This window comes from Paenibacillus qinlingensis (genome assembly GCF_013204845.1).
GTDB lineage: Bacteria > Bacillota > Bacilli > Paenibacillales > NBRC-103111 > Paenibacillus_E > Paenibacillus_E qinlingensis.
Window position 1 is genome coordinate 56,378 of record NZ_JABMKY010000017.1, and the last position, 18,939, is coordinate 75,316.

11 protein-coding genes are annotated in these 18,939 nt (G+C 47.1%); 7 read left to right on the forward strand and 4 right to left on the reverse strand.

The features are described 5' to 3' along the window. Positions 1-23: 23 nt before the first annotated feature. Genes HQN88_RS25430 through HQN88_RS25440 form a run of 3 tightly spaced genes read right to left on the reverse strand, consistent with a single transcriptional unit; the run spans position 24 to position 3,985 of the window. The gene (locus HQN88_RS25430) at positions 24-992 is read right to left on the reverse strand and encodes an ROK family protein (RefSeq protein WP_246320451.1); all 969 of its coding nucleotides are present in this window, start codon (positions 990-992) and stop codon (positions 24-26) included. After that, positions 989-1,639, reverse strand: coding sequence for a D-sedoheptulose-7-phosphate isomerase (locus HQN88_RS25435; protein WP_173117789.1), 651 nt, complete (start codon positions 1,637-1,639; stop codon positions 989-991). Before HQN88_RS25435 ends, HQN88_RS25430 begins: the two co-directional genes overlap by 4 nt. 12 nt (positions 1,640-1,651) lie before the next feature. After that, entirely contained in the window at positions 1,652-3,985 is a 2,334-nt protein-coding gene (locus HQN88_RS25440; RefSeq protein WP_173117791.1) for a glycoside hydrolase family 2 protein, read from the reverse strand. A 209-nt stretch (positions 3,986-4,194) separates the two neighbouring features. Here HQN88_RS25440 and HQN88_RS25445 point away from each other — a divergent pair, with 209 nt between their 5' ends. Beyond that, positions 4,195-5,445 (forward strand): FAD-dependent oxidoreductase, encoded by a 1,251-nt coding sequence (locus HQN88_RS25445; protein WP_173117793.1) that lies wholly within the window; start codon positions 4,195-4,197, stop codon positions 5,443-5,445. A gap of 71 nt (positions 5,446-5,516) precedes the next feature. Further along, complete coding sequence (locus tag HQN88_RS25450) at positions 5,517-6,557, forward strand: SGNH/GDSL hydrolase family protein (protein ID WP_173117795.1); 1,041 nt, start codon at positions 5,517-5,519, stop codon at positions 6,555-6,557. A gap of 30 nt (positions 6,558-6,587) precedes the next feature. On the opposite strand, the gene HQN88_RS25455 is transcribed toward HQN88_RS25450, so the two are convergent. After that, the gene (locus HQN88_RS25455) at positions 6,588-7,439 is read right to left on the reverse strand and encodes an AraC family transcriptional regulator (RefSeq protein WP_173117797.1); all 852 of its coding nucleotides are present in this window, start codon (positions 7,437-7,439) and stop codon (positions 6,588-6,590) included. A gap of 261 nt (positions 7,440-7,700) precedes the next feature. Between HQN88_RS25455 and HQN88_RS25460 the strand changes: the two genes are divergently transcribed. From HQN88_RS25460 to HQN88_RS25480, 5 genes are all read left to right on the forward strand, one after another. Continuing rightward, complete coding sequence (locus tag HQN88_RS25460) at positions 7,701-8,603, forward strand: ABC transporter permease (protein ID WP_173117799.1); 903 nt, start codon at positions 7,701-7,703, stop codon at positions 8,601-8,603. 12 nt (positions 8,604-8,615) lie between these two features. Beyond that, entirely contained in the window at positions 8,616-9,524 is a 909-nt protein-coding gene (locus tag HQN88_RS25465; protein WP_173117801.1) for a carbohydrate ABC transporter permease, read from the forward strand. A 71-nt stretch (positions 9,525-9,595) separates the two neighbouring features. Continuing rightward, positions 9,596-11,149 carry an ABC transporter substrate-binding protein gene (locus HQN88_RS38480; protein ID WP_173117803.1) on the forward strand — a complete coding sequence of 518 codons (1,554 nt, stop codon included), beginning with the start codon at positions 9,596-9,598 and terminating at the stop codon, positions 11,147-11,149. A gap of 96 nt (positions 11,150-11,245) precedes the next feature. Further along, on the forward strand, positions 11,246-17,737 hold the full coding sequence (locus HQN88_RS25475) for an OmpL47-type beta-barrel domain-containing protein (RefSeq protein ID WP_173117805.1): 6,492 nt from the start codon (positions 11,246-11,248) through the stop codon (positions 17,735-17,737). 47 nt (positions 17,738-17,784) lie between these two features. Further along, on the forward strand, positions 17,785-18,855 hold the full coding sequence (locus HQN88_RS25480) for a Gfo/Idh/MocA family oxidoreductase (RefSeq protein ID WP_274319178.1): 1,071 nt from the start codon (positions 17,785-17,787) through the stop codon (positions 18,853-18,855). Positions 18,856-18,939: the final 84 nt, after the last annotated feature.

The following is an 18,939-nucleotide window of genomic DNA, read 5'->3' on the forward strand; positions in this document are numbered from 1 at the left end:
ACAAAAGAAAGGCCATCGATAGGTCACATCACCTGATATTCGGCAACAGATAGACTGGCGTAATCACCCACATGTTCACCTAAACCTGATGGAACTACGCGGCATACACGAAGCGCATGAGGGAGCGCTTCCCTCTGAAGTTCATGAAGTGTGTGAGCTTCAAGCAGGTCGCGCTGTCTGGCATAAATGCTGCCAATGACGATCAACTCAGGGTTGAGAATGTCCACTAGGACAGATAGCCCTCTTCCAAGCTGTACACCAACAGTGCGAAACACTTCTAAGGCTGCAATGTCCCCTAATTGCGCGGCCTCCGATATCTGCTGTGCCGTAATCGATGCCAATTGCGATTCGGATCGGCAATAGCTGGGAGGCTGCCCAAACGCCAAAGCCTCCTTGGCTTTCATTTGTCCCAGTTGAACAATGCCGCCTCCGCTGCAGAAGCCTTCGAAGGACCCCGGTTTGCCATAACCGATGGGCCCAGTAGGTTCAAGCCTCATATGACCAATTTCACCAGCCATATCATTCGTCCCTGCGTACAGCTTTCCATCCAAAATAAGTCCAGCACCCATGCCCGTACCGAAAGTTAGGAAGATCATATTCCGTGTTCCCACGCCAGCACCCCAACGCCATTCCGCCAAAGCACAAGCATTCGCATCATTCTGCAAGCCAACAGGAACACCAAACCGTTCCTTAATTAACGTAACGATGGGGATGTGATCCCACCCAGGCAAATTCGGTGGTGAGAGAATGATCCCTTGTTTGCTGTCCAGCGGCCCCCCGCAGCTGATGCCAATTGCTGCGAGTGAACCGCCTTGCTCAAGCAATAATTGCTCTAGGATAGATTGAAGCTTCGTAATGGTCTGGTACGGATCTTTGGGCGTGGGAAATTGAACTTTTCCAAGTAGGGTAATCTCGTGATGATCCATCCTTTTTCCGACCGTAACGGCACACTTGGTTCCTCCAATATCGAAGCCAGCAAGAATTGTCATCATCCGAAAAACTCCCTTTCCAACATTATGCATAGGGTGTGATAAATCGGCAGGTGGCGCTCCTGGATATCCGGTGTTTGCTCCCAAGGCACCGTTATGGTCACGTCGCATAGGTCCTTTAATCGGCCGCCTTGTTTCCCGGTTAATCCGACGGTAGGCATACCCATTGCTCTCGCGATCTGGACAGCCCGAATCACATTCGTGGAATTACCGGAAGTCGAGAGAGCCAGGAGGATATCTCCCTTTTTACCATAGCCATACACTTGTTGTGCAAAAATCATTTCCGGTTCTACATCATTGCCGAAGGCTGTTACCAAGGCAGAGTGATTGGTAAGTGAAATGGCGGGGAGCGCTTGCTGCAGACGATCGGCTAAGTAGTCTCCATTCAGTTCATCCCATTCTTGGACTAAGGAATTACGAAAAGATGAGGGGACAGGCCTTTTGGATAGAAAGCCTTTCATGAGCTCGCCGACAATATGATCACAATCAGAGGCGCTCCCCCCATTGCCGCATAGCAGCATTTTTCCATCGGAATGGAACGCTTCCGCACATAATTGGAATGCCGCTATAATATCATGCGTACATATGTCTAAGTCTGGATAACGGGTTACAAGCTGCTGCATATGGTTTTCCAGGACCATTTTCTCCATCGTAAAATTCCCCTATCTACCGATCTCATCGGCTCGAAAATCATTAGAAATAGCGGCAATTTGAGGCAACCAGCTCTTATATGTTTCCAAAGAGAATGCGGGGAAGCCAAGCAGGTAGTGATTGCCATAGGTTCGTCCCTGAATGTTCCATTCAATGAGCAGTAATTGCTGCTTGGCATGGGAAATCGAGATTTTCCCTAGCTCAGAAGTGCCGTTAGCCTCGACCTCAAAGCTCCCTGCCATAAGCGTTTCTTTGGAATCAGCATCCCAAATGCGATAAGATCCAACAGCGGATTCCCGGGAGTCATTGCCTGCGGCTACACGCACATGCCAATTCTCAGGTTCATCGATCATTATGCAGACGGGGACTTGGCTTCTTTGGATATAATGAAAGGCCAACTTCTTGCCATAGTAATAATCAACGACGCTATCAGAGAATTGGGGCCAGCCGTCGATCATATTCCACCAGATGATGCCTGTTTTCCGCCATTTTTTGAGTCTGGCCGTCTCGATGAAGAACTTCTTGGCCTCAGCTTGGGAAATTTGCGATGCGAGTATAAAGTCTTCGATAGATTCGGGAACGGCACCGAATAACTCCTTAATTTGGTTCGCCATTAATTGGATCCGTGTCGCGTTATGTCCTTGATAGCCGCTAACTGCCGTTGCGTGCGCGACCCATTGCTCATCCTTACTGTTAAATGGCCATAGATGATCGGGTTCGATAAACTTTTGGATTGACGATAGATTCGGACAGCCATGATACCCAATTTCAGAGATAAAATGGTCACTACTCGTCTTATAATAGGAACTTTTATAGTAATCCCGCGGGCCCCAAAGATGCCGTTCGGGAGCTAGGTTCATGTTGCCTGAACGGATCACCTCAGGTGACAGGTAGGGAGAACTTGGCAAATAAGCACGGTGAGGATCATACTGCTGAATCACTTGCGGAAGCAAGCTTCGTGTGATCTGATTCACGCCAGGATCAGGCAGACCATACCACCCATAAGCCTCGTCACATTCGTTATCCCCGCACCATAGAACAAGCGAGGCGTGGTTCCGTAATTTGCGGACAACAGCGCTTGCTTCAAGTCGCATGGACTCGCTGAACTCGGGCGTTTGTGGATAGACAGCGCAAGCCATGGCAAAGTCCTGCCAGACCATTAACCCATGACGGTCGCAGAAGTTAAAAAAGGCATGATCCTCATAGACATTGCCTCCCCAGCAACGAACGATGTTGCTGCCTGTTTCAGTGAACAGCTGGAGAGCCTTCTCGTAGCGACTGGCGTCTCGGCTATGAAACGCATCCATCGGCACCCAATTTGAGCCTTTGCACATGATCGGGGTATGGTTTACTTTAAATAGGAATTCGCCGCCCGCTTCAATCGTGGTTGTTTCGGTCCGAATCAATTGAACATGACGAATGCCGATTTGCTCTGTACGTGAAGCGAGTATACGTCCCTGATGAATTAATTCGGTCGTCATCTCATAGAGATGGGGATCCCCATATCCATTCGGCCACCAGAGCAGGGGGTTCTCGATGGAAACGGTAAGGGAGCCGACGTTGAATAAGACGGGCCTACTCAGCTGAAACTGAGATGCTCCTGACCTGCCGCTCACCCGAATCTCCAATCCATGATAAAAATAAGCAGGATCTGTGGTCACTCGGTAAAATAATCCGATTTGGGCAGCTGAAAGATTTTTATCTACAGATAGGGTATAGAAATATAGATCGGTCAGGGCATGATCCTCACATGCGACCAACGATACGGATCGCCAAATGCCCGCAGACACTGCGCGGGGCATAATATCCCATCCGAAGCTATGAGCAGCCTTGCGTACGAATAATTGCTCGCCATTGGTGGCCTGTCCATAGCAAATCACATCGGTGCTGCGCTGCCCTGCCTCGATAATCGGCGAACGCAACCGGACAAATAGCGTATTCTCACCATCGTACAGGAGTGTATTTGTTGTTTCGAGACTCACTTCAATGAACATATTGTCGCTGGAGCCAAGCTCTTCGCCGTTCAACCAGTAAGTTGCGCAGCAGTCAACCCCTTGAAACACCAGCTCGGTTCGCTTGCCCGCCATCGTTGGCGGAGCGGTGAACGTTAAGCTGTACCACCACTCATAGAGCTCGTAAGGGCGAAGTTCATTAATATTGGTTCCTACGAAGGGCTCAGGAAGCAGGTCGCTCCCTACTAAGTCGAGCTCGACATTCCCCGGTACTTGAGCGTTAATACAAGGCAAATCTAAGTTGTTCAATTCATCTGGATGGTGGACCTGCCATTCTCCTTGCGGAAAATAAACAAGCTTCCATTGACCGTCCAGGCACAGTTCTTTTGTCATTTGAAAACCTCCTTCAATTAAGTGCCAATGGATTCATTGTAAAAGGGAGGCCGTAATAAAACTTGCCGTATGTTCAGAATACTTGCACGATTATCGGATATGACTCATTTTGAAGGAAAATGCACAATGTGTAATATACTTTGCCGTAAGTATCACCTAAAGTTGAAATGTAATATGAAGTGATTTATATGGGGAATGGGGTTTGTCACATGCCTACGAATCAATATGAGCTTCACCGCCAAGTTCCAGTTTACGATCGTGCTGATTTGGTAGTCATTGGGGGAGGGCCCGCTGGTGTTGCTGCAGCCATAGCTGGAGCCCGTTGCGGGAAAAGGGTGATTCTGCTTGAACACTCCGCTCAGCTCGGGGGGATGGGAACACTTGGAAATGTGAGTATTTTTATGAAGGTTGGCAATTGCACAGGCATTTATAGGGAGCTCATTGCTGAGTTTGCTTCTGCACATCTGCCGAATGGCCATGAGGAAGGTTTAGAGCATCAATTTAATCCATTTCGTCTCCGCTATTACTTAAATGAAAAGTTGGAACGCGAGCATGTAAAGGTCTGCTATCATACGAGTTTTGTTTCCTCTGTTCTCATCGAGAATCAGTTGAAGGCAGTAATCATCAACACCCGGGAAGGATTACGAGCTGTTGAAGGGGGAATATTTCTCGATTGCACGGGAGATGCGCGCGTAGCGATTGATGCTGGGGCTGCTTACACATCAGGGCGCGAATCTGATGGGATGACACAGCCCATGACGCTGATGTTTATGATGCAGAATACCGGGGCGCCTGTACAAGCCTATTTGCCAGAGGGATGCTATTCCTATGAGACGCCAGCGGATTTGCCCCAAGGGCGGCACTTATATTGGGAGCGAATGGGCGATGGCACGTTGCTGGTGAATATGAGTCGGGTAAAAGGGAATGGCGCAAAAATCGATGATGTTAATTTTGCAGAGAAGGAGTGTCTTCGACAGGTTTTCTCTATCGCGAATTATTTACAGCGAAATGGTTTTGAGACCTACACGATTTCCCATATTGCATCGCAAACAGGAGTCAGAGAAACGAATCAGCACGTAGGATTATATACACTGACGGAAGAGGACTTAATGACAGGTCGCCGCTGCGCAGATGTGGTGGCGCAAACGAACTACGAGATCGATATCCATAGTCCTGACGGCGCAAAGGTTACCGATGAGAGGCACATCGATGGTTATGACATTCCTTATCGCTGCATGGTACCGGCAAGTATTGAGGGAGTATTGGTAGCCGGGCGCGCTATATCCGCCACCCATGTAGCGATGTCATCCATGCGTATTCAGGCTACGTGTTACGCGCTAGGCCAAGCGGCAGGGATAGCTGCTTCGATTGCGATAGACAGCAATTCCAAGTTGAGAGACGTTCCTATCGAAAAGCTTCATGAAGAATTAAAGAAGCAAGGTGTTCATTTTGTTCAATGAATGATCCAAGGATATGAACTGAAGCTGACCTCAGATGAATATGATTTTACAATTGAAGGAGTTGCGTGCCCATGAATCCAGAGAGCCGCCGACAGACTGCGGAAGCATTTATTTTTGTCCGAGAAGAGAACGTGTCTATCCGGTACCGTCCTTTAGTCAAGCATCCTATGGTATTGCGGAGTCATGCGGATGAGGATCATCCGGACAATATCCTTTACGCAGAGGGAATAGATTATGTCGTCGATTACGATCGCGGTGTCATTCGCCGGACAACGCAAAGCGGGATCCCTGATTGGTCCCGTCACGAATTATACAGCCAAACGGAGTTTGATCATACCGTATTCAAAAATTGCAGCAATCGTGAATTTACCGTGTATGGGGATTATGTGTATGAGAACGATCCGTTAACAGACGGCTTCGTTGCCCATGATAAAAGCGAAAATCGAGCCGGAGTGGAGCGCTGGTTTTCCAAATTGCGAACCAGCGAGGAGAGTTCAATCGTTGTTTTTGGCGACAGCATTAGTGCAGGCGGGGAGGCGAGCGAAGAAAAGTTTATGTACTTCAACCGAGTTCATCAATTTCTCAATGATCACTATCCGAGCAGCCGAATCCGTCTGTTGAATAAATCAGTCGGAGGTGAAACGAGCAAAGATGGAAAGAATCGCCTAGAGCGCGATGTCATTCCTTTGCGGCCTGATCTCGTAATCATCGGATTCGGGATGAACGATCAGAACAAATATGGGGAAGGAGTAGGTGTTTCGCCGGCGGATTTTGAAAGCAATCTACGTCAAATGATCGAGGCCATTAAGAAGTTGGGCAACAGCGATATTGTGCTCGTTACGCCTTGCCTGCCGAATCCGAAATGGTGGTATGCCAGCGGATGGACTGGCCGGTATGCGGAAGTCATCCGCCGGCTGGGCCGGGAATATGGTGTCGGCGTAGCTGACGTCACTGCGCTTTGGGAGCAGGAACTGGCAGCCGGCAAATCACCGGAAAGTCTGCTCCTGAACAACATCAATCATCCGAATGATTATGGGCACTGGCTTTATTTCCAAGCTTTTGTCCCGCTGCTAAGGGATAACTTAAATATAATCGAAACGGGAAAAGCTTGAGAAATCAAGCTTTTTTGTATTTGGACTCCTTCACAAAACCGGCCGTCCAGCACTCGGAGAAAACCCATACTTCCTTTTAAAACAACGAATAAAATAAGGCAAAGAATTAAAGCCCGACGCCAGAGCTATTTCCGTAACAGGTAAGCTGGAATTATGCAGCAGCCTATGAGCGTATTGAAGTCTGTGCTCCTGCACATATTGCTGAAACGATTGACCGATGATGCTACTAAATTTTTCGCTAAAATAGTTCGGGCTCCATGTTGTGTGTGCTGCTGCTTGTTTCAATGTAATGGGTTCACGAAAATGAAAATCGATATAGTTCAAGGCTTTGCGCAGTTTGATTCGTTCAGGGACATCGCTGGAAGAAGTCTCTATAGTAGTGTGGAGATCCGTCGGAATCATACGCAGCAGATCAACAAGCAATCTGTCCAATGTGGCACGGATGGCTTGTTTTTTGCCGATTCTGGATGCTGTGCACTCCGCTAATAATCGGCGGCACTCCATTTCGATATAAATCAAATATTCACCCTCGCAGCGGACGGATAAACGATTAGGCTGCCTAAAGAGAAAGAGTCGCAGCTCCTCATCGAGCCATTCCTCAGTAAATTTCAAATTGATTAAACGAAGCGGGAAACCTGGGTCAGGAATAATGGTATGGAAATCAACAGGGGTTAAAAGGTAAACCGAGCCTGGGACGAGTTGGGACGACTCACCGTTTAAGATTTGCGTACCTCTTCCAGATAGAATAATCTCCATCTCAAAAAATTCATGGCCATGCAAATCGTGAAACCGGCTTACCTCATACTCAGAGATGCTGAAATGAAAGGATGGTGTGAGAAATTCATCGATCATATACCGATAGGGTGCTGGCGCTTTTCGCATAACTACGCTCCTCTCCTTACTTCCCATGTGTGTAGTATACAATATCAAGCGCATTCGTAGGTGGGGACAACTCTGTTTTCCTGCGAAGCTTACCAAGGTTAGAGGAAAACACGTGATTTGGAGGATTCTAACTCAATGGAACCTACACTTTTTTGGAGGAAAATACCTAGTTTATAATATACATTCCCTGGGCCATCCCCTAAAGTTGGGGTATCGACCAAGATGGCAGTCAAAATTACTAAGCTAGGATGTGTTGGATGGATGGTAAGAATTTTCAAGAAAAATTTCGGAGTGACCCTACTGGCACTACCAGGATTCCTGTTGATTTTACTATTTAATTATGTGCCGCTTTACGGATTACTGCTTCCTTTTAAAAATTATAAGTACAATTTGGGGATTTGGAATAGCCCGTGGGTCGGGTTAGACAATTTCGGCTTCTTATTTAATGGCAATGTGCTGTACAGGGTTCTGCGCAATACGCTCCTGTATAACACGGTTTTCATTATTTTGGGGACGTTCCTCTCCATCGTCATTGCCCTATTGCTATTCGAGTTGAGTCGGAAATTTGTAAAGGTGTATCAAACGATTTTGTTCATTCCTTACTTTATTTCCTGGGTAGTTGCTGGATTTGCCTTTCGGGCCCTGTTTGATATGGATCATGGCGTTATCAACTCCCTCTTGGTTGCTATGGGCAAAGCACCGATCCTCTGGTACAGCGAACCTCAGTATTGGCCGTACATTTTAGTAGCCGCAGCTGTTTGGAAGGGACTTGGGTATGGATCGGTCATCTATTACGCCGCTCTTATGGGGATTGATGCCGAGTATTATGATGCAGCCAAAATCGATGGCGCTAGTAAACTTCGCCAGGCATTTTCGATCTCAATCCCGATGATCAAACCGATGATTACCATGTTGGTTATCCTGCAAATCGGAAGTATTTGCTACAGTGATTTCGGTTTGTTCTACAATGTCACGTTGAATTCATCCTTGATTTATCAGACGACGGACGTCATTGATACTTTCGTGTATCGCTCTCTGATTGATATGGGGGATATCGGGATGGCATCGGCAGCAGGCTTCTTTCAATCGATCGTCGGGTTTTGCCTGGTTCTGTTAACCAATACGATCGTAAGACGGATTAATCCTGAAAATTCACTTTTCTAAGGAGCATCGACTATGAATTCTTACAAAGCAATTCGGTTAAGACCTACATTGACCATAGGAAAATTAGTGATTCATATCTCATTTATTTTGTTGTGTGCGGTGTGTGTGTTTCCTTTTCTTGTCATTATCGGCACCTCATTTCAAACGGAAAATGACATTATCAAATTTGGCTACTCCATGATCCCCAAAAACTTTACGTTAGATGCGTATAAGGTGATTCTGCGTGAGCCAACTGTTCTGCTGAACTCTTATCTGGTTACAATCGGTACGACGATCATCGGTTCTTTGATTGGGATGTGGGTAACCACGACCTACGCCTATGCGATTTCGCGCAAAGATTATTCCTATCGTACGTTCCTTGCCTTTTTCATCTTCTTCACGATGCTCTTTCATGGAGGGATGGTTCCTTCTTATATCCTGATGGTGAAATGGTTGGGACTCCGTAACAACATCCTGGCACTCATTTTGCCGTATCTGATTAGCGGTTGGTTCGTGCTGTTGATGAAAGGTTTCTTGCAAACAATACCAGATGCCATTATTGAATCAGCTAAAATGGACGGCGCAGGCGAGCTGCGCATATTTACCCAAATTGTTTTGCAAATATCCAAACCAGCACTGGCAACATTAGGCCTGTTCTTTGCTCTCCAATACTGGAATGATTGGTGGCTGACCTTGCTTTACATGGACCAGAGCAATTTAATGAAGCTGCAATATTTACTTATTCGTGTTCTAAAAAATATGGAGTATTTGAATTCGGCCGAGGCCATTCAATATGGACTTGTGAAACCAGGTATGCAAGTACCTTCATTAACTGCTCGCATGGCAATGTGTATTTTGGCTGCAGGACCGATGCTGCTTGTTTTCCCGCTGTTTCAGAAGTATTTTGTTCAGGGGTTAACGGTAGGTTCTGTCAAAGGTTAATAATTTCAGGTGCAGGAGAACCGCGCTGCGTCTGTAAATTATATAAAGACAATATAAGGGAGGCAATCCACGTGAAAGGTCAACAAACAAAAGCTGCAAAATGGTTAGTACCAGGAACATCCGTCTTGCTTGCATCAACGATTGTGATTAGCGGCTGCAGTACAGATGACAAAACGAGTCAAAGCGCAAGCCCAGCTGCTAGTACGGCAGCAAGTACGGCAAGTACGAGTCCGACGAAAGATTATGTGGATATTAGCTGGTTCATGCCCAAACCGATCGACAATATGAAGGATCAAGAAGCGGTTGAAGCGGCAGCGAACAAACTGATTAAGGAAAAATTGAATGCCAATGTAAAATTTAACTTAATTGATAATGCGGGCTGGGAAGATAAGATCAAGCTGAAGTCCGCTGCCGGTGAGCCCTATGATCTCGTATTTACTTCCAATTCGTCCAATAACTTGAATGCGAATGTGCAAAAGGGTGCCTTTATGCCCCTCGATGACTTATTGCAGAAGTATGGTCAAAATATTTTGAAGAAAGTAGATCCTCGCGCTTGGAAAGCTGTTACTTATAAAGGCAAGATTATGGCGATCCCTGCGCAGACCCCTTACAGTCCGGCATCTGCCTATGTATTTAAAAAAGATTTAGTTGAAAAATATAAATTCGATTATAAGAACGTCAAGAGCCTTGCTGACTTAGAGCCATTCTTGAAACAGATTAAGGAAAATGAGCCGAACATGATTCCCGTCATTGCCACGGCCAATGGAGCGACCTCTGGCGTAGGGTTACCCGACTATACAACTGTCGTTGGTGGCATATCTTTCAGCGAGAAGGATGGTAAATTCGTCAAGACGCTTGATATTCCACAAAATTATGAAAATTATCGCGTTATGAATGATTTTTATAAGAAAGGCTACATTGCCAAGGATGCAGCGATCAAAACAGATTATCTAGCTGAAGCGAAATCCGGAAAATATGCCGTGCTGCGTGATTCAGGCGGTTATACCGAGGATGGGTCGAAATCGACGAGCACGTATGGCTTCCCAACGGTTGAAACATTCAGCTCCCAGCCGACCATTTCAACTGCTTCCATGACTGCTGCTGCAACAGCGATTAGTGCAACTTCGAAGAATCCAGAAAGAGCGATGATGCTGCTCGATTATATTTGGAGTGACAAGTACTTATTGAATACACTTGCTTATGGCGTTGAAGGTAAAAATTACACGGTTAAATCGGGTACAGTTAAAGATCCTAACCCAACGATCGAAGCGAAAAGCGGTGCTGAACAAACATGGGCGATTTGGCACAACTGGCTTGGGCCGCTTTGGGATCAATGGGATTCCAACTGGAATTCAACGAAAGCTTTGGAAGCGATGAGAAAAACAAACGACAACGGTAAGGCATCAGGTTTGCTTGGATTCGTCTTTAACAACGAGCCGGTTAAAACGGAAATTGCACAAATCAATGCCGTCAATAAAGAGGCAAACCCGATCTTTACGACGGGATCCATGCCGGACTACGCGAAGTATGTTGAGGATACGAAGAAGAAACTGGTTGATGCAGGTATAGATAAAATAATGGCTGAGATTCAGAAGCAATATGATGCTTGGAAGGCAGGTAAGTAACTAACGACATGTTCTTGTGACGATAATGACGCTGCTGAGTTTAGGCAGTGTCATTATTTTCAAGAAGCCAATTAATCCACAAGGAAAGGGAGTTTAATGATGATTAAAAAGCTTTTAGGCATGATCGTTACCGCTCTACTTGTATGCGCTTTCACAATTGTGCTTCAGTCAACTGAAGTTAAAGCGGAAGCCACTACTCCTGAAGGGGGGTATGTAATCGATGAGGATTTCTCGTTCTTATCAGCCTTGACACCAGGGAATAGTCAGCCATCCGGGTGGGATGTTCGCGCTGCCGGAGGAGCGCTGGTCTCCCTGTACAATACGAATTTCAAAATCAGCGACACGAGCACGGTGCTGCCCGTTTCTATGAATAAGAAATTTGTTTCTCAAAGCGAAGGCAGTCTGACTATGGAATTTCGAATAAAGCCTTTGTCCGTTATAGACGGTTTGAAGTGGCAGTTGCTCAGCAATGACATCGTAGGCGTCAGCTTAATTACGCAAAACAATACGCTTAGTCTGGAGACCGGCACCAACACCGTTATTCCTCTGCAAACCTATGTAGCAAACATTGAATATGGCATCAAGGTCGTTATGAACCTGAACACGCACACGACAGATGTGTATATCAATGGTGTGAGGAAGGCGAACGGTGCACCCTTCAAAAATGCCGTAACGAATCTGAATCAGTTTCAAGTGAAAACAGGCGACGCCTCCATGGGGGAGTTCTTCTTTGGTCCTTTGAAAATTTATAAAGGGTATGTCGTCAATGAGAGACTCATTTCGGTCGTTGCCGGTGGCGCGATTCCGCAGGATTGGACTGCTGTTACGTCAGGCGGCGCAATTACCGTCGGCAGCATGCTTAGTTCCCCGCAGCCGGATATCAATAGTATGAAGCTGAACGCAAGCTCGGCTACAGGCAGTATGAGCCTGACTAAAACGATCTCGCCGATATCGGATAATTTCACCTACGACTTCAAGGTTCTTTACAAGCAGAAGGCGGATGGATTGGAAGCTGAGTTAAAAAGCGGCACGACGAGCGTCATCAAATTAACGACGGCTGGCGATAAATTGGCTTATGTCAACGGCAGCGGGCAAACTGTCTCGTTGGATTATTTAGCGAATCTGTGGACGCATATTCAGATCAAAGTGAACTGGGCGACGGCTCTAGCGGATATTTATATCAATGATAAGCTTCAAGAGGAAGGTGTAGCGCTCGCTTCAGGCGTGACAGCTATTGACAGTATCAAATTCACAACCCCCGCCTCGTATCGGGGAGAAATGTGGCTCGACGATATTCTCTTGTATAAAACGGTGCCCCTCCCGGCTGACTATGTACCGGCTCCTGTTGTGGTCAGTAAGGACGCGGGCGCTCCGAAAGTGGGCGTTCAAAGCTGCCCGATGTGGCGGGAAGGCCATCATTTGGGTTGGGATATGATTCAGCCTTACCCGGATCGGACGCCTCTTCTTGGATTCTACGACGAAGGCAACCCGGAAACGGCCGATTGGGAGTCGAAATGGCTGGAAGAGCACGGCATCGATTTCCAGATGTCCTGCTGGTTCAGACCGCTAGGCGGAGATACGGATCGGATGCCGATTAAAGATTCGTATTTATCCCATGCTTTGGATAACGGTTATTTTAATGGCGCGTATAGCGATCAAACCAAATTCGCGATTATGTTTGAAAACCTCAATTCCAAAGTTAAAGATGCTGCAGATTTCCGAACAAATCTGATTCCGTACTGGATTGAATATTATTTTAAAGATCCGCGTTATTTGAAGATCGACGGTAAACCTGTATTCACGATCTACAATTATGAAGAGTTATTCAATGCTTTTAAAGACAGCAATGGCAACGATCATGTGAAGGAGGAGCTGGATAACTTTCGGACCGAAGTGAGCAATGCGGGGTTGGGGGATATGATCCTGTTGAACGTATATAACGGGACGGACTACGCGCAGTTGAAGAAACGCAAAGATGCTGGCTTTGATGGCGTGTATGCATATTCCTGGGGCTCCTTTGGCGGACATCCGGAATTTCAGAAATTGAAAATGACGCAAGAGAAGGATGCTGGCGCCATCGATATTATCCCTGGTTTGAGCATGGGCAGAGATGATACGGCTTGGGGCTTGAACTTCGGTTATTATGCGACGCCGTCGGAATTCGAGTCTTTGGCGCAGTGGACGAAGGATAGCTTTATGCCATCGCTTCCTGCAGGCAGTCTTGGTAAGAAGCTGGTGATGCTGGATAACTGGAATGAGTTTGGAGAAGGCCACTTTATTATGCCTGCGGGGCTGGCCGGTTTCGGGTATGTGGATGCCATTCGCAATGTATTTGGAAGCAGTGCACCGCATACGGACAGCGTGCCAACGCAGACTCAGAAGGATCGGATCAATACCCTTTATCCTGCGGGGAGAGTGGTTCCTAATTTGAACCAACCTCAGCCAGTGATGACCAATGTCTACGGGAACATGTGGGAATTCAATACGCCGGGTGATGCGGAAGGCTGGACAGTTGAAAAGCAGATTGTAGGCGTGACCGTACAGGATGGCAGTTTTTCGGGGGTAACGAACAATACCGATCCCGGCATTCGTTCCGCTGATCACCTTGGGATCAAGGCAGAGGACATTCCTTATATTGTAATTCGAATGAAGAACAGTGCGAATGATATTGACGGCCGCTTCTTCTTTACGACGGAGGCAGATGGTACCTGGAATGAGGCTAAGGCTGTCGGCTACTTTGTAAATCCGTTGGATAGTGGTTATACGGAATACATTATTGAGGCATGGAGAAACAAGAACTGGACGGGGACAATCCGGCAAATGCGGATCGATCCAATTTCGGCTGTAGGGCCTATTAGCATCGATTACATTCGAACCATTTATTCCCCTCAGCCTGGTATTCGGACTTACGTCGACGGCGTTTACAAACCGTTCAGCCAACCAGCTCTTCTGCAGGACGGCATCGTGATGCTTCCTATGAAAGAGACCTACCTGCAAATAGGCGCAAAGCCGGAATGGGACCCTGCGACGAATACTCTGTTGGCTGTGAAAGATAACGTTGTCTATAAAGTAAAGGTCGGCGATAGCATAGCTTATAAGGGGAATCAGGCAATTACGTTAGAGCATGCGCCTGTTAAGCTGGCGAACGGAACAGTATTGGTGCCGCTCAGCTATCTTCACCAAGCTTTTGGCGCTATAACGAAGTGGAATGCAGCTGCGCAAAAAGTAGATATTTATCCAACGGCGATCACATGGGATTTTACGACGAGCAGCGGTTGGACGGCGAACAGTCAGATCGCGAATCCCGTCGTTGCGAATGGCGTCTTCAGCGGAACTTCAAACGGGGTATCTGGAAGTGTCCAGCCAGCGATTCTTTCACCGGATAATTTGGAATTTGCCGCTTCGGATATTAGACGGATTCGCGTCCGAATGAACAACATGACAATTGGCAATGAGGCAAAAATTTATTTTACGACGACCGCGGATAGCACTTGGAATGAGGCGAAAATGCTCTCGTCTTATATCCTCCCGAACGATGCCGTTTATCGGGAATATGTATTCGATACGTCAAGCTTCGCTGCGTGGACGGGGACTATTAAACAAATTCAAGTGGTGCCAACGACGGCTTCCGGAGCCTTCAGTCTGGATTCCGTTCAATTGGAAATTACGCCTACGGTTGCACTAAAAGGAGATAATCTCATTGAAGATCCGGGATTTGAAGGAAGTATAACTTCACAATATAAGCTGCAGAATGCGACTGCTGCAAAGGATACGACACAATCACATAGCGGCCATCAGTCCGTCAAGATCACGAAATCGACACGTTACGGCAGTATTAGTTTTCCAGTGAACGTGGAAAAAGGCAAGCCGTATACGTACTCAGCTTGGGCCAAGTTGGCAACTGGCACGACGACCAATGAATTTTTAAGGGTGGGAATCCAATATAACTTGGACGGGGGTCCTCCCAAGCAACTCATTATTTTCACAAGCCCTGGTCTGAAAGCGGGAGAATGGACACAGATCGAAGGTACTTACACGATTCAGGAATCAGGAGTCGTAACGAATGTTCTAATGTATCTCTATACGGAGATTAACAATCCAGGCGGAGTTTACTATGTCGATGACGTTGCGGTTAAGCCAATAACAGATTCAGGAAGTTCGGTTTGGGTTCATCCATCGAATATAAGTTTTGGTGCGACCTCAATGACGGTAGGTGTTGGTAAAACCAAAGCATTGGTTCCTGCGTTCACACCAGTGAATGTAAGCAATAAAGAATTAATCTGGCGTTCGAGCAATCCAAGTGTAGCGACAGTGGATGTGAACGGCATGGTGTATGGCGCGAGCTTAGGCACAGCAACGATAACGGCAACGACGGTAGATGGCGGAAAAGTCGCATCTGTGCTCGTCACGGTAGATGCTACGGTTTCAGTTACGGGAGTGTCGCTAACACCGACTTCACTCAGCTTGCCGCTCGGCACTCAGCAAACGCTTGTCCCGACGGTAACACCGGCCAATGCAACCAATAAGCTCATCAAATGGGAATCCGTGAATCCCTTTGTGGCGGCCGTCGATACCAATGGGATCGTTACAGGCGTGGGCACGGGCATAACCCAAATTAAAGCAACCTCGGATGATTCGGGTAAGCAAGCTATCGTTACGGTTACGGTAACAGCACCGACGAACACGGTACAAGGCACGAACCTGATTGTAGATCCTGGCATGGAAGGCAGTACATTAGCGGCTCCTAACTACGCTTATCAGGCAGTGCCTTCCCTGACTTCGGCGGAACAACATTCGGGCCAGAAGTCCTTATTGTTGACGAAGACCGATAAATACGGAGGCGTTAAATTTCCTGTCCCACTTGTAAAAGGCAAACCCTATTACTATTCAACCTGGGCGAAACTAGCATCTGCTCCTACTTCCACCGAGACGATCAGGATCGGCTTGCAGTATAAGCTAGACGGTGATCCTATACCTAAACAGTATATTATGTTCGTCAGTCCATCCCTAAATGCTACAGAATGGAAACAAGTGCAAGGGAGTCTGATTATTAATGAAACGGGTGTTGTAACCGAAACAACCATGTTTTTATACACCGAAACTCAGGGTAACGGCACTCCGTTCTATGTTGATGACGTGGAGGTCAGACCATTGACTGTCGATGATATACCTCCCGTTACGGTCAGTGACGCGCCGTCTGGCTGGCAGACAACGGCTCAGGTTGTTCACTTGACGGCGAGTGACTCGGGAAGTGGCGTCGCAAGCACATTCTACAGCTTGAATCATGGCGCTTACGTGGCTGGGAATACGATCTCCATCGCTGCCGAAGGTGCACACACGCTGGATTTTTACAGCAAGGACTTGGCTGGTAATCAGGAAGCGACGCAAACCGTCGCTGTCCGAATCGACAGTACGGTCCCAACAACAACGGCTGTCGTTGTCCCATCAGTGCCAGACGGATCGAGTGGTAATTACATCAATCCTGTTACGGTCACGCTAAATGCTTCTGATAACTTGTCTAGCGTTGGGCAGGTTGTCTATAGCGTGAATAACGGAGTGACATGGACGCCTTACACAGCTGCGCTTACCTTTGATAAGCAGGGGGCGTATACACTCCAGTACCGTGCGACCGACTTAGCGGGCAACAGCGAGACAGCCAAGAGCATAAGCTTCAATCTCGCCGCTACAGCGGTGAAGGTTCAGCTCAAAGACAGCACCGGCAATCCGTTAAGCGGCGGAATTGTCAAATATTTGGATGGCACTTGGAAAGAGTTTGGCGTAACCGATGCTTCCGGCTCTATCAGTAAGTCGTTAGGGGAAAAGAGCTATCTCTTCTCTATGACATATGAAGGGAAAACGCAGCAGCTTACGCAAAACATCAGTACGAATGCTAATGTTGGTTTTCAGACGGAGTTGGTTCAAGTACATCTGCAAGACAGCCAGGGTAACCCGTTAAATGGCGGGAACGTAAAGTTTCTCTCCTCCGGCAGTTGGCGGACACTGGGCACGACGGCAGGTGGAAAAATAAGCATGGAAGTATTCCCTGATACGTATACGATCGGGATGACGTATGAAGGGAAATACAAGGAAATCGTTCAGAATACGGCTGCCAGCAGCAACGTTGTTTTTAGCACGGTAAAGGCGAGCGTGCAGTTAAGAGACAGCCAAGGCAATCCACTTGATGGAGCCGTTGTCGACTACTATACAGGAGGTAGTTGGAAGCCAATGGGCACTACGGTTGGTGGAGAAATCAGTAAAGAACTGCTCGCCGATACGTATACGTTCGGATTGACGTATGCAGGCAAGCGTCTAGAAACAGTCCAAAGTACAGCTGCGAACCCTGTTGTCAGCTTCCATACGGTGAAAGCTACCTTGCAAGTGAAAGACAGCTCTGGTAATCCGCTGAGCGGTGGTACTGCAAAGTTCTACTCGGGGGGAAGCTGGCAAAACCTCGGACCTGCAACATCAGGAGAGGTTAGCAAAGAATTACTGCCTGCCAGTTATACGTTCAGCATGACGTATGGTGGTACGACAAAGGAAAGCACGCGTGATATTAGTGTTGATCCGGTAGTTGTTTTCCAATATTGAAATAGGGTAACTACACAGGAACCCATCAAACAAAGGAGCTTATCAAAGTGACCAAGATAAAAGTAGGTATTATCGGTTTAGGAGAAGTCGCGCAAATGGTTCATTTGCCGATACTGGAGTCTCTGTCTGAGCTTTATGAGATCGAAGCCATATGTGATATTTCACCCCAACTGTTAGCCAAGATCGGCGAGAAATATCGTGTGAAGCATTTATTTCTGAACATGTCTGATATGTTGGAACAGTCTGATCTTGATGCTGTTTTTGTACTGAATAATATGGAATATCATACGGAATGTACAATTGCAGCACTGAACAAGAACATCCATGTATTTGTAGAAAAGCCCATGTGCATTACCCAAGGTGAGGCTCATGCGATTATTCAAGCGCGCGATGCCTCACGCGCACATGTCATGGTAGGCTATATGCGGCGTTTTGCTCCCGCCTACCTTCGGGCGCTCGAAGAAGTAAAGACGCTAGGACCGATTATTTATGCCCGCGTGCGGGATATTATTGGCCCTAATCCATTTTTTACGCGTCAATCCACCCCTATTTATCGTTTTAATGATATCCCTGCCCAAGCTGCACAGGATCGCAAGGAACGGAATGCCAGATTAATGAGAGAGGCGATTGGCGATTTGCCAGATGAGATGTATGGCGCCTATGGCTTGTTGCTGGGACTCAATAGTCATGACATATCGGCTATGCGAGAGTTAATTGGGATGCCGATTGGGGTCAAAGCAGCCTCCTCTTGGCTGGGGGGAAGATTCAAGAATGCCATCTTTGAATATGAAGGGTTTAACGTAACCTTTGAAACGGGGGTAGATCAACAAGGCCGATTTGATGGGCATATCGAGGTGTTTGGGGAGAATAAGTCTATTCTCGTCCAGTACGATACGCCGTATATCAGACAGTTGCCAACGACGCTGCATATCAATGAGACAATTGGAGACAGCTTTAATCAATCAACTGTCCGACCGACCTACAAGGATGCTTATGTGGTTGAGTTGGAATACTTCCACGAAGTCGTTTCGAAGGGGTTGCCGCCCAAAACGACACCCGAAGATTATTTGCAGGATCTCCTGATTTTCCAAATGATCATGGATGCTATTCAGCAATAATAGAAGAATGATCGTCGAGTGTAAGGCACGGGGAGCAATTATTATTTATAAACTTATCGGAATAGTTGAGTAAGAGGTGCATTG